The organism is Streptomyces cahuitamycinicus, from assembly GCF_002891435.1.
Taxonomy (GTDB): Bacteria; Actinomycetota; Actinomycetes; order Streptomycetales; family Streptomycetaceae; genus Streptomyces; species Streptomyces cahuitamycinicus.
Map to the genome: position 1 here is coordinate 1 of NZ_POUC01000236.1, position 12,252 is coordinate 12,252.

Genomic DNA, 12,252 nt, shown 5'->3' on the forward strand with positions numbered 1-12,252 from the left:
CTCCCCGGCTCCCGCCAGCGCGTCCAGCTCCGGCAGCGGCCGCTCCCCCCGGCCCACGACGAAGTATCCCCAGTAGCCCATGTCCCGGTTCCCCCCGGCATATTCGACTCCACTCGCGCCAGAAGACCACCACAGCCGTACGGAGGTTCGCAGCCGTATGCGCCAATTCCCGCCGGTCAGCCGAGCCGGTCAGCCAGCGCCCGGAACTCCGCCCAGGACAGCTCGGGCCTGTCCGGGTCCCACAGCTTCTGGACGGTCGCCCGCAGCGGCATCCGGATCCCGGCCGCCACCTGGTCCTCCGTCTGGGAGTTCGCGAGGTCGCACCACACCGCGAAGGACCCGCCGAGGATCTGGCCGTCGTAGCGCGCCGGCACGGCCTCGGTGCCGCGCAGCACCCGCGGCGTCCACTGCTGGTAGATCCGCTCACCCGTCGGATAGACGAACGTCTGCGGCTCGCCGAGCACGTAGTACAGGAACTCGTCGTTGTAGTTGATCACCTTGCGGCCCGCCTGGAGGTACTCCAGGGGCGGCCGGGCGCCGATCTCCTTGCCCGTCCAGTAGGCGACCTGGATGTCCTTGGCGGCCTGGACGGAGGTGCCGCGGAAGAAGCCGTCGTTCCAGGCGCGCGGGACGCGCTGATGCCTGCGGACGGTGTCGGCCCGGTCGTTCAGCCAGCCGGTGGTGAGGTCGGCGACCGTCGCGCCGGAGCCGTACTTCTCCCGGGCGGCGGTGGCCAGCTGCGGGAAGGAGGCCTCCGGGTTCGACCGGGTCAGCGCCTGGTACTCGTCGCCGCCGAGGTGCCAGGGCCCGCCCGGGAAGAGGTCCGCGTACTCGTTCAGCAGGTCGTCGACGATCTGGGCGCTCTGGGCCTTGGAGATGTCGATGGCGCCCTGCACCGCAGACCCCTGCGCGGTGCGCAGCTGCAGGTCGGGGTGTGCGTCGAGGACCGCGCCGAGGTGGCCGGGCGAGTCGATCTCGGGCACGACCGTGATGTGCCGGCTCCGCGCGAGGTCGATGATCTTCCGCACCTGCGCCTTGGTGAGGTGCTGACGCGACACGATCTCGGGGTGCGAGGAGGACTCGATCCGGAAGCCCTGGTCGTCGGAGAAGTGCAGCCCCAGCTGGTTGAACTTCAGGTCGCCCAGTTCCCGGATCCGGTCCTCGATCCAGCCGGCCGTGAAGTTCTTGCGCGCGGTGTCCAGCATGAACCCGCGCTGCGCCTTGGCCGGCTCGTCCTTCACGACCCCCTCGGGCGCCGTGCCGCCGTCGTGCGTCTCCTGCTTGAGCGTACGGGTGCCGTAGAAGACCCCTGCGTCGGAAGGCCCGTCGATCTCCACCCGCCCGTCGCGCACGGTCATCACGTACGACTCCGGGTTGGCGCCCTCGTCGCCGTTCAGCGCCAGCCGCAGGTCTCCGGCCCGCTTGTCGCTCTTCTCGCCCGCGTAGGCCATGCCCAGCTCGCCGGCGACCAGCCGACCCTCGTCGGCCAGCGCCGGGTCGTCCACGACCACCCGGTTGCCCTTCTCGGGACGCCAGCCCGGGCCGCGCGCCGGCTCGTGGCCGCGCACGGCGGGAATGGTGCGGGGCGCCTCGGACAGGGGGTAGGACCGGGTCGGACTGGGGGTCGGGGCCGCCTCCCGCGCTCTGTCCGGGGGCGCGGCGGCCCGCTGCGAGGACCCGGCCTGAGAACCGGTGGACCCGCCGTCGCCGCCCGAGGCCGCCCAGAGCCCGAGACCGACCCCGGCCGCGACCACGACCAGGGCCACGGCCATGGCCACGACCAGCACCTGCCGCTGCTTCTCCTGCTTCGCCGGAGTCCGGCGCCTGTGCTGACTCACACCGCCAACCTAAAACCCCGGCCCGCATGGCGCGCGTCCACCACGCGTGCCGAATCTCTCTCTCCCGGGTGAAATTCGGGCATCCTTCGGACACGTCGCGGTCGTACTCGATAGCGTGACGTCACATCTCTCACTGTTCACCCTGCTGACACACGTGACGCCCACGAGGACCCACGCTGCCTGCGCACCGTCTCCCAGATCTCCCCGGCCGACTCGCCATACCGGTGGAGCACTTCAACACAGCCTCCGCACAGGAGCTGGAGCAGGCCCTCCTCTCCTGCCTGCGCAGCCTCCGCTGGGCCCGGCGCGTCGCGGACCACCGCCCCTATCCGGACCTGGACTCCCTGCTGGCCGCAGCGGACGAGGCGGCCTACGACCTGACCTGGCCCGACCTCACGGAAGCACTGGCGGCCGAGCCCCTGCCCGCCCTCCCGCCGGACACCTACGCCGCGGCCCACACGGCCCTCAGCGCGGCCTATGCCGCCTACGAGGCCCGCTTCGGCCATGTGTTCGTCACCTGCCTGGGTGGCCTGACCCCGGGCCGGGCGCTGGACCACATCCTCGAAGCCATCCGGTCACGATTGACCAACGATCCGGAGGAAGAGCGGACGGTGGTGGCCGACGAACTCCGGCGCCTCGCGAAGGAACGGCTGGTCGACGCCCTGAGGGGCGCGGGGCTGTGATCGATATGCGGCTACCGCCGCGTGGGCCGACCAACCACAACGAACCCGTACCCGGCAGATAACAGGACACCCCACCTCAGAAGCCGCCGAAGGCTAGCCCGTACGCATGCCAGTTTGATCACACAGCCAGACCCCGGCTCAGCCCAGCGGCAGCGCCTCGCTACGATGCTGGGGGCCGGTGGACCGTACCCGGCCGGGCCCGACCGACACACCAAGCCGGCGCGGCCCCAATCCCCGCTCCCGGAGGAAACTTCCGTGCCGGCTGGAACGCTGTACCGCGGCCGGGAAGGAATGTGGTCCTGGGTGGCTCATCGAGTCACCGGCGTCCTCATCTTCTTCTTCCTGTTCGTTCACGTGCTGGACACCGCACTCGTCCGTGTGTCGCCCGAGGCCTACGACACCGTCGTGGCCACGTACAAGACGCCGATCGTCGCGCTGCTGGAGTACGGCCTCGTCGCCGCCATCCTCTTCCACGCGCTCAACGGCCTGCGCGTCATCGCCGTCGACTTCTGGATCAAGGGCGCCCGCTACCAGAAGCAGATGCTCTGGACCGTCGTCGCCCTGTGGGTCGTGCTGATGCTCGGGGCGATCTACCCCGTCCTCGGCCACGCCGCTCGTGAACTGTTCGGGAGCTGACGCCAATGTCCACGTCTGAGAAGACCGCCGCCGGCGTCGGCCCCGTCGAGGGCGGCGCCGTCTACACCGTCGACAACCCGGCGCCCTTCATCGAGGCGCCCCGCCAGCGCACCAGGAAGACCCCGAAGAGCACCCGGGGCAACTTCGAGCTGGCCGCCTGGCTCTTCATGCGCCTGTCGGGCGTCGTGCTGGTCGTCCTGGTCCTCGGCCACCTGCTGATCCAGCTCGTGCTGGACGGTGGCGTCTCCAAGATCGGCTTCGCCTTCGTGGCGGGCCGCTGGGCGTCCCCGTTCTGGCAGGTCTGGGACCTGCTGATGCTGTGGCTCGCCATGCTGCACGGCGCCAACGGCCTGCGCACGGTCATCAACGACTACGCGGAGCGCGCGAACACCCGGCTGTGGCTCAAGGGCCTGCTCTACACGGCCACGGTGTTCACCATCCTGCTGGGCACGCTGGTGATCTTCACCTTCGACCCGAACATCCGCTAGGCACGGGGCTGCGAGAATCATGAAGATCCACAAGTACGACACCGTCATCGTCGGCGCCGGTGGCGCGGGCATGCGCGCGGCCATCGAGTCCACGAAGCGCAGCCGCACCGCCGTGCTGACCAAGCTGTACCCCACCCGCTCCCACACGGGCGCCGCGCAGGGCGGCATGGCCGCCGCGCTCGCCAACGTGGAGGAGGACAACTGGGAGTGGCACACCTTCGACACGGTCAAGGGCGGTGACTACCTGGTCGACCAGGACGCCGCCGAGATCCTGGCGAAGGAGGCCATCGACTCCGTCCTCGACCTGGAGAAGATGGGCCTGCCGTTCAACCGCACCCCGAACGGCACGATCGACCAGCGCCGCTTCGGCGGTCACAGCCGTAACCACGGCGAGGCCCCGGTCCGCCGCTCCTGCTACGCGGCCGACCGCACCGGCCACATGATCCTCCAGACGCTGTACCAGAACTGCGTCAAGGAGGGCGTGGAGTTCTACAACGAGTTCTACGTCCTGGACCAGCTGATCACCGAGGTCGACGGCGTCAAGAGGTCGGCCGGTGTCGTGGCGTACGAGCTGGCGACCGGTGAGATCCACGTCTTCCAGGCGAAGTCCGTGGTCTACGCGTCCGGCGGCTGCGGCAAGTTCTTCAAGGTGACGTCGAACGCCCACACGCTGACGGGCGACGGCCAGGCGGCGGTCTACCGCCGCGGTCTGCCGCTGGAGGACATGGAGTTCTTCCAGTTCCACCCGACCGGCATCTGGCGCATGGGCATCCTGCTGACGGAGGGCGCCCGCGGTGAGGGCGGCATCCTCCGCAACAAGGACGGCGAGCGCTTCATGGAGAAGTACGCGCCGGTGATGAAGGACCTCGCGTCGCGTGACGTCGTGTCCCGCTCCATCTACACGGAGATCCGGGAAGGCCGCGGCTGTGGCCCCGAGGGGGACCACGTCTACCTCGACCTCACCCACCTCCCGCCGGAGCAGCTGGACGCGAAGCTGCCCGACATCACGGAGTTCGCCCGCACCTACCTCGGCATCGAGCCCTACACGGACCCGATCCCGATCCAGCCGACCGCGCACTACGCGATGGGCGGCATCCCGACGAACGTCGAAGGTGAGGTCCTGGCGGACAACACCACGGTCGTTCCCGGTCTGTACGCCGCCGGCGAGGTCGCCTGCGTCTCCGTCCACGGCGCCAACCGCCTCGGCACCAACTCGCTGCTGGACATCAACGTCTTCGGCAAGCGGGCGGGCATCGCCGCCGCGGAGTACGCGCAGAAGGCGGACTTCGTGGAGCTGCCGGAGAACCCGGCGGAGCTGGTCGTCGCGCAGGTGGAGCGGCTGCGGGACGCGACGGGCACCGAGCGGGTCTCGATCCTGCGCCGCGAGCTGCAGGAGACCATGGACGCCAACGTCATGGTGTTCCGCACCGAGCAGACGATCAAGACGGCGGTCGAGAAGATCGCGGAGCTGCGCGAGCGTTACCTGAACGTCTCGATCCAGGACAAGGGCAAGCGGTTCAACACGGACCTGCTGGAGGCCGTCGAGCTGGGCAACCTGCTCGACCTGGCCGAGGTCATGGCCGTCTCCGCGCTCGCCCGCAAGGAGTCCCGCGGCGGTCACTACCGCGAGGACTACCCGAACCGCGACGACGTCAACTTCATGCGGCACACCATGGCGTACCGCGAGGTCGGCGCCGACGGTTCCGAAACCGTCCGTCTCGACTACAAGCCGGTCGTCCAGACCCGCTACCAGCCGATGGAGCGTAAGTACTGATGGCTACCCCTGTTCTGGACAAGGAAGACGCGGCCGGCAAGCCCGAGCCCGGTTTCGCCGACTCCCCCTACATCACGGTCACCTTCCGGGTCCGCCGCTTCAACCCGGAGGTCGCGGCGGACGCGACCTGGGAGGACTTCCAGGTCGAGATCGACCCGAAGGAACGCGTCCTCGACGCCCTCCACAAGATCAAGTGGGAACTGGACGGCACGCTGACGTTCCGCCGCTCCTGCGCCCACGGCATCTGCGGCTCGGACGCCATGCGGATCAACGGCAAGAACCGTCTGGCCTGCAAGACGCTGATCAAGGACATCAACCCCGAGAAGCCGATCACGGTCGAGGCCATAAAGGGCCTGACGGTCCTGAAGGACCTCGTGGTCGACATGGAGCCGTTCTTCCAGGCGTACCGCGACGTCATGCCCTTCCTCATCACGAAGGACACGAACGAGCCGACGCGTGAGCGTTTCCAGACGGCCGAGGACCGCGAGCGCTTCGACGACACGACGAAGTGCATCCTCTGCGCGGCCTGCACCACGTCGTGCCCGGTCTTCTGGAACGACGGCCAGTACTTCGGTCCGGCCGCCATCGTCAACGCGCACCGCTTCATCTTCGACTCGCGTGACGAGGCGGGCGAACAGCGTCTGGAGATCCTGAACGACCGCGACGGCGTCTGGCGCTGCCGCACGACCTTCAACTGCACGGACGCCTGCCCGCGCGGCATCGAGGTCACGAAGGCGATCGCCGAGGTGAAGCGGGCGCTGATCACGCGCCGCTACTGAGATCGACCGCTTGCTGATGAGGGCCCTGTTTCCGCTGGAAACGGGGCCCTCTGGCATATGCCACACCATCGGGTGAACGAGTCCCGGGACGGACGCGGAGGCGGTGTCCGACCTACGATGATGCTCTCGACACCAGCCCCCCAGGAGGCACCTGATGTCCGCAGCTTCCGTCGAGCAGCCCTTCCACGACGAAGAGCCGGTCACTCTCACGACCATCGCCGACGAGATCATGGAGCGCCATCCGGGCTACCGCGTCGAGATCATCGGAGGCCATCTCCTCGTGACCCCGTCCCCTGACGGCGCCCATGCTCGCGCGCTGACCAAACTCATGCGTCCCTTCATGGCAGCCGACCTGGATGGAGGCGAAACCGAAGTCCTTCAGGGCGTCGGTCTTTGGCTGCCCATGGAGCCGGAGGACTACGCCATCCCCGACCTCGCGGTCGTGGACGCCGACTTCGAGGATCACCACGTCGAGAACAACGCCTACGAACCGGTCTGCTTCCGCCTCGTGCTGGAAGTCACCTCCACGAACTGGAAAAACGACCTGAAGACGAAGGTCGCCGCCTACGCCGAGGCGAAGGTCCCGGTCTACGTCGTCGTGGACCGCAAGCACCAACGCCTCCACGTCCTGACCAACCCGGTCGGAAGCACCTACGAGAACCACCGTCCGCATGCCTCCGGCGAACTGGTCACCCTCCCCGACTCCCTCGGCGCGAAGGTGACCCTCGACGTGGCCGAGATCCTCAGGGCCGGCCAGCCCAGAACGAGCGACTGAGGCGCGGGGTCCGGAACCGGCCGGATTCAGGCTGGTTCCGGCCGCTTGTCGTAGGGCTCCTGTGACTGATGGGGCCGGGTGTCACCAGACTGACGCCCATGACGCCCCTGAGGAAGGCCGCCGCCGCGCTCGTGGCCGCAGCCGCCGCGCCGCTGCCGGTACCCCCCACCGCCTCGGCAAGTCCCTCCCCGGTCCTCGCACGCGAGAGCTTCGACCGCCTTCCCCTCGGCCCGGCTGCCGAAGGCCACGGGTGAACCACTGACACGTCCAACGGCACGCTGACGATCGCCCGTTCGTCGTCCGGCCACGGCCGCGAACTCCGTATCCGCACCGAGGGCAACGGCCACGCCTTCCTGGCGTCCTCCCAGATCCGGCCACTGCCTGCCGCGTCGAAGACGTATCCGGGGAAGCGGTAGCGGACCTCGGCCGGGGGGTCCTGGCCAGGGTCGAGCCACATGGCGTACTCGCCGCTGTAGCTGTGCGCCGAGTTCTGCGGGGCGTCGATCGGGGAGAAGCGGACCTGTTCTGTGCGCAGGCGCAGACAGTTGCCGGAGTCGGTGGTGTCGGCACCGCACTCCTCGCCATCGCCCTCGATCCAGTACTCGGCGCGCGGGCCCCACTGGGGCAGTTCGCGGGTGGCGGGCGGTGCCGAGTCGCCGACGCACAGGCGCAGCTTGTTGCGCCAGCCGCGGATCGCGGCCGGAGAGTGGAACCGGTGCCGGCGCAGGACGTGGGCCGAGAGGCGGTTGGAGTAGCTGCCGGTGGCCCGCTCGGTGTCCGGCGCGCGGCAGACGACAATCACTCGACCCCGCATGTTGAACACGTTCAAAAATGAGTCTAGAGTCTTCCTCGACAGCATTTTGAACGTGTTCAAGAAGGGTGGGGCTATGGACCGCACGGTCATCGCCTACGTCATCTACCTGCTGGTCAGCATCGGTCTGACCATCTGGGTGGCCCGCACGCTCAGCCACAACGGGAAGGTCTTCCTCGCCGACGTGCTGCACGGCAACGAGAAGCTCGCCGATGCCGTCAACCACCTCCTGGTGGTCGGCTTCTACCTCGTGAACCTCGGGTTCGTCGCGCTGTATCTGAGCGACGACGAGACGATCATGGACGCGCGCGGCATCTTCGAGGCCCTGTCGACCAAGCTCGGCGTCGTGCTGCTGGTGCTCGGTGTGATGCACCTGGCCAACGTCTACGTGCTCAACCGGATCCGGCGCCGGGGCGCCATGGAGCGGGAGCAGGTCCCGCCGGTGCCGCCGCAGGGCTGGGTCGCCCCGCAGGCGCGGGCCTGAACGGAGGAGGCCCACGTGAACGCCACCGGCACGAACGCGACCGGCACGAACGCACCCGCCCCGGTCCGCCGGCTCACCGTCCTGTACGACGCCGAGTGCTCCCTGTGCGCGTTCCTGCGCGACTGGCTCCTGCGGCAGCCCCACCTGGTGCCGCTGGAGCTGGTCCCGGCCGCCTCCGAGGAGGCCCGGCGGCTCTTCCCCGGCCTCGACCACGGCGCCACCCTCGACGAGATCACCGTCGTCGGCGACGCCGGGCAGGTCTACCGGGGCCCCGCCGCCTGGGTGGTGACCCTGTGGGCGCTGCGTGAGCACCGGCCGCTCGCCCACCGGCTGAGCACCCCGTCCGGTGCCCGGCTGGCCAAAGGCGCGGTGCTCGCCGCCGCCAAGTGGCGCGGGGCGCAGGGACACCGGGGGCAGCGCGACGGGGCCCAGTGGGGCGGCCGGGTGTACCGGCGGGCGGACGGCTGGTCGTACGCCCCCGGCAGCGGATGGAGCTACACCGCGCCGGGCTGCGCCGACGGCACCTGCGCCCCCCGGTAGCCGCCTTGGCGACCGCACCGGTAGCCGTACCGGTGCTGACGTTAGGCTCTCTTCCCGTGCCCGCGATGAACGACGGCCCCGGCGACGGCGCCACCCCCACCAAGTCCGAGCAGACCCGCGCCCTGATCCTGGAGACGGCCATGCGGCTGTTCCAGGAGCGCGGCTACGACAAGACGACGATGCGGGCCATCGCCCAGGAGGCCGGAGTCTCCGTCGGCAACGCGTACTACTACTTCGCCGGCAAGGAACATCTGATCCAGGGCTTCTACGACCGGATCGCCGCCGAACACCAGGTGGCGGTCCGGGAGATCCTGGACCGGGAGCGCGACCTGGAAGCCCGGCTGGCGGGCGTGCTGCGGGCCTGGCTGGACATCGCGGCGCCCTACCACGAGTTCGCGGTGCAGTTCTTCAAGAACGCCGCCGACCCGGACAGCCCGCTCAGCCCCTTCTCGCCCGAGTCGGAGCACGCGCGCGAGGAGGCCATCAGCGTTCACCGGGAGGTGCTCGCCGGGGCCACCAAGACCAAGGTGCCCGAGGAACTGCGCGACGTCCTGCCCGAGTTGATGTGGCTCTCCCAGATGGGGCTCGTCCTGTACTGGATCTTCGACCGTACCGAGGGGCGCGAGCGCAGTTACCGGCTCGCCGAGCGCGGTGCCCGGCTCACCGCGCGGGGGGTCGCCCTGGCCCGCTTCCGGGTGCTGCGGCCGCTCGTGCGCGAGGTGCACGAGCTGTTCACGGAGTTCCTGCCGGGCATGACGAACGCCATCCCCGATCCGGCGGCCCGGCGGCGCACCGACCCCTGAGCCGGGGCCCGGCGGCGCACCGACCGCTGAGCCGCCGCCGGGCCGACCGTCAGAGCGTGGTGAGACTCCACAGACGGAACACGCCCGTGCCGTCCGACAGGTACTGGCCACCACCGACGTCCTCCGTGGCGACGACGTACTCCTCGGCCTGCCACAACGGCAGCACCGGGACGTCCTGGGCGACGGTCTGCTGCACCGAGCGGAAGTCCTGGTCGGCCTCGGTCCGCTCCGCGTAGCGCCGGCTGTCCTTGATGAGCCGGTCGACGGTCTTGCTGCTGTAGCCGGTGTTCATGGCGCTGCCGGTACCGACGAGCGCGGCGCCGAAGGTGTCCGGGTCGGGGAAGTCGGCGATCCAGCCGACGGCGTACGCGTCGAGCCCGCCGCTCGCCCACTGCTTCTGGAAGGCGGTCCACTCGTAGCCCTTGAGGGTGACCTTGAACAGGCCGCTCGCCTCCAGTTCCTTCTTGATCTCGGCGCCCTCCTGCTCGCCGGCACCGCGGCCCTCGGCGTAGCCGTAGGTGAAGTGCACCGGCAGGCTCACGCCCGCCCGGGTGAGCAGTTGCCTGGCCTTCTGCGGGTCGGGCTTCGGGTAGTCGTCGAAGAACGAGGCGGTGTGCCCGGTGAGACCGGCCGGGATCAGGGAGTACAGCGGGTCGACGGTGCCGTCGTAGACGGTGGCGGCCAGCCGCTCGCGGTCGACCAGCCAGGCGATGGCCCGGCGGACCTCCGGCTCGTGCAGCGGCTTGCCCGCGCGGGTGTTGAAGTACAGGTTGCGGGTCTCGGAACCATCGGACTCGTAGACGCGCTGGGTGGGGTCGCTCGGGTTGAGGCCGGCGAGGACGCCGGGCGGCAGCTGGTCGGTCGCCACCTCCACCTGCTTGTCCTTCCAGGCGGTGTTCAGAGCCTCGGGGTTTGCGTAGTAGCGCAGTTCGACGGGCCGGCCGGTGCCGCTGACGGCGCCCCGGTAGTGCTGGTTGGGCGCGAGGACGGCGTCATGGTCCTTCGTGTACGAGGTGAGGGTGTACGGGCCCGTGCCGTCGACGCGGTCGCCGGTGCGCAGCTTGCCGGCCGGGTACGCGGTGTGGTCGACGATCGAGCCGGCGCCGGTGGCCACCTTGAAGGGGAACGTCGCGTCCGGCGAGTCCAGGTGGAAGGTGACGGTCATGCCGTCGGCGTCCACGGAGCCGAGCGTGCCGAACAGGGACGCCGGTCCGACCGGGGCCTTGATCTTCAGGATCCGGTCGAAGGAGGACTTCACGTCCTCGGCGTTCATCGTCCGGCCGCTCGGGAAGGTGAGGCCCGCGCGCAGCCCGCAGCGGTAGGTGGTGAGGTCACCGCGGACGAACGCGCAGCTCTTCGCCGCGTCCGGCACGGGGGCGGTGCCGCCCGGCGCGAAGGTCAGCAGCGACTGGAAGACGTTGCTGAACAGCGCCCAGGAGCCCGCGTCGTAGGCGCCGGCGGGGTCGAGCGAGGTGACGCCGTCCGTGGTGCCGACGGTGATGGTCCTCGCGTCGCCCTTCGACGGCAGGAGCTGCCAGACGCCCACACCCACGGCGGCCAGGACGAGCAGCGCCGCGAGTATCCGTACGCGAACCGATCGCATCGGCGTCGCCCTCCCAGGCCCTCAGCGGCCCATTGAGCCCCCTTGAGGACCAATTGAGGCGCTTGTGCGTGTGCCACACCCTTTCGTGGCGGGCTCACCCAATCACAGGATTTTGAGCAGGGGGAAGGGAGATCTGACGAGTTGGGAAAGAACTTACCGATGACCGATTCGGGCTCGTTTCACAGCGTTCTCACAGGGCGTGCGTGCCGTCAGGCCTGCTTCGAGGCGAGCTCGATCAGGGTGATGTCCGACGGCGCTCCCACACGTGTGGGCGGGCCCCAGGCGCCGGCGCCGCGCGAGACGTAGAGCTGGGTGTCGCCGTAGCGCTCCAGGCCCGCGACGGTGGGGTTGGCGCCCGCGGCGACGAGGTTGCCGGGCCAGAGCTGGCCGCCGTGGGTGTGGCCGGAGAGCTGGAGGTCGACGCCGTGCTCGACGGCGTCGTGGATCTGGACGGGCTGGTGGGCGAGCAGGACGCACGCGCGCGCTGTGTCCCGGTCGCCGAGCGCCTTGGCGAAGTCCGGGCCCTGGCCCTCGTCCTCGCCGGCCACGTCGTTGACTCCGGCCAGGTCGAAGTGCGGCATCTCCCTGCGTGCGTTCTCCAGGGGGTCCAGGCCCAGTCGGCGGACCTCGTCGACCCACTGTCCGGCTCCGGAGAAGTACTCGTGGTTGCCGGTGACGAAGTAGGAGCCGTGACGGGCTCTCAGCTGCGCGAGCGGGGCGGCCGCCGGGCCCAGGTCCTTCACGCTGCCGTCGACCAGGTCGCCGACGACGGCGATCAGGTCGGGCTGGGTCGCGTTGATCGTGTCGACGACCTTCTGCGCGAAGCCGCGTCCCAGGACCGGGCCGAGGTGCACATCACTGACCACGGCGATCCGGTACCCGTGCGCGGCGCGCGGCAGCTTGGCCAGCGGGACCGTGACCCGCTTGACCTCCGGCCCGCGCAGCACGCCGTACGTCCCGTACCCCACGGTCCCGACAGCCGCGGCCGCGGCGGCCCCGGCGACGACGCGGGACACGAACTGTCTCTTATGCACATCT

At 69.7% G+C, this 12,252-nt stretch carries 13 protein-coding genes; 9 read left to right on the plus strand and 4 right to left on the minus strand.

The features are described 5' to 3' along the window. Positions 1 to 176: 176 nt before the first annotated feature. The gene (locus C1J00_RS26945; RefSeq protein WP_102911623.1) at positions 177 to 1,772 is read right to left on the minus strand and encodes a beta-N-acetylhexosaminidase; all 1,596 of its coding nucleotides are present in this window, start codon (positions 1,770 to 1,772) and stop codon (positions 177 to 179) included. Between the two features lie 290 nt (positions 1,773 to 2,062). Here C1J00_RS26945 and C1J00_RS26950 point away from each other — a divergent pair, with 290 nt between their 5' ends. The 6 genes from C1J00_RS26950 (at position 2,063) to C1J00_RS26975 (ending at position 6,973) form a co-directional block, all read left to right on the plus strand. After that, a complete protein-coding gene (locus C1J00_RS26950) occupies positions 2,063 to 2,521 on the plus strand; it encodes a 2-oxo-4-hydroxy-4-carboxy-5-ureidoimidazoline decarboxylase (protein ID WP_102911614.1) in 459 nt (152 codons plus the stop codon). A 255-nt stretch (positions 2,522 to 2,776) separates the two neighbouring features. Next, complete coding sequence (sdhC, locus tag C1J00_RS26955) at positions 2,777 to 3,157, plus strand: succinate dehydrogenase, cytochrome b556 subunit (RefSeq protein WP_031107855.1); 381 nt, start codon at positions 2,777 to 2,779, stop codon at positions 3,155 to 3,157. Between the two features lie 5 nt (positions 3,158 to 3,162). Next, a complete protein-coding gene (locus tag C1J00_RS26960; protein ID WP_102911615.1) occupies positions 3,163 to 3,645 on the plus strand; it encodes a succinate dehydrogenase hydrophobic membrane anchor subunit in 483 nt (160 codons plus the stop codon). Positions 3,646 to 3,664: 19 nt separating this feature from the next. After that, positions 3,665 to 5,419 (plus strand): succinate dehydrogenase flavoprotein subunit, encoded by a 1,755-nt coding sequence (sdhA, locus tag C1J00_RS26965; protein ID WP_102911616.1) that lies wholly within the window; start codon positions 3,665 to 3,667, stop codon positions 5,417 to 5,419. Next, on the plus strand, positions 5,419 to 6,198 hold the full coding sequence (locus tag C1J00_RS26970; protein ID WP_102911617.1) for a succinate dehydrogenase iron-sulfur subunit: 780 nt from the start codon (positions 5,419 to 5,421) through the stop codon (positions 6,196 to 6,198). Before sdhA ends, C1J00_RS26970 begins: the two co-directional genes overlap by 1 nt. 154 nt (positions 6,199 to 6,352) lie before the next feature. After that, on the plus strand, positions 6,353 to 6,973 hold the full coding sequence (locus C1J00_RS26975) for a Uma2 family endonuclease (protein WP_102911618.1): 621 nt from the start codon (positions 6,353 to 6,355) through the stop codon (positions 6,971 to 6,973). On the opposite strand, the gene C1J00_RS47065 is transcribed toward C1J00_RS26975, so the two are convergent. After that, the gene (locus C1J00_RS47065) at positions 6,942 to 7,787 is read right to left on the minus strand and encodes a hypothetical protein (protein WP_245936524.1); all 846 of its coding nucleotides are present in this window, start codon (positions 7,785 to 7,787) and stop codon (positions 6,942 to 6,944) included. The genes C1J00_RS26975 and C1J00_RS47065 overlap by 32 nt on opposite strands. A 73-nt stretch (positions 7,788 to 7,860) precedes the next feature. Here C1J00_RS47065 and C1J00_RS26990 point away from each other — a divergent pair, with 73 nt between their 5' ends. The 3 genes from C1J00_RS26990 to C1J00_RS27000 all read left to right on the plus strand — a co-directional run bounded on the left by C1J00_RS26990 (position 7,861) and on the right by C1J00_RS27000 (position 9,611). After that, positions 7,861 to 8,268 carry a hypothetical protein gene (locus C1J00_RS26990; protein ID WP_102911619.1) on the plus strand — a complete coding sequence of 136 codons (408 nt, stop codon included), beginning with the start codon at positions 7,861 to 7,863 and terminating at the stop codon, positions 8,266 to 8,268. Between the two features lie 15 nt (positions 8,269 to 8,283). After that, positions 8,284 to 8,808 (plus strand): thiol-disulfide oxidoreductase DCC family protein, encoded by a 525-nt coding sequence (locus C1J00_RS26995; RefSeq protein ID WP_102911620.1) that lies wholly within the window; start codon positions 8,284 to 8,286, stop codon positions 8,806 to 8,808. A 65-nt stretch (positions 8,809 to 8,873) separates the two neighbouring features. Beyond that, complete coding sequence (locus tag C1J00_RS27000; protein ID WP_439333438.1) at positions 8,874 to 9,611, plus strand: TetR/AcrR family transcriptional regulator; 738 nt, start codon at positions 8,874 to 8,876, stop codon at positions 9,609 to 9,611. Positions 9,612 to 9,660: 49 nt separating this feature from the next. Here C1J00_RS27000 and C1J00_RS27005 read toward each other — a convergent pair whose 3' ends face one another. Together C1J00_RS27005 and C1J00_RS27010 are read right to left on the minus strand one after the other, a co-directional pair. Then, positions 9,661 to 11,214, minus strand: a complete 1,554-nt coding sequence (locus C1J00_RS27005) for an ABC transporter substrate-binding protein (protein WP_102911622.1) — start codon at positions 11,212 to 11,214, stop codon at positions 9,661 to 9,663. A gap of 209 nt (positions 11,215 to 11,423) precedes the next feature. After that, positions 11,424 to 12,252, minus strand: an 829-nt coding sequence (locus C1J00_RS27010; protein WP_146046262.1) for a metallophosphoesterase, incomplete at its 5' end; no start/stop codon positions are given.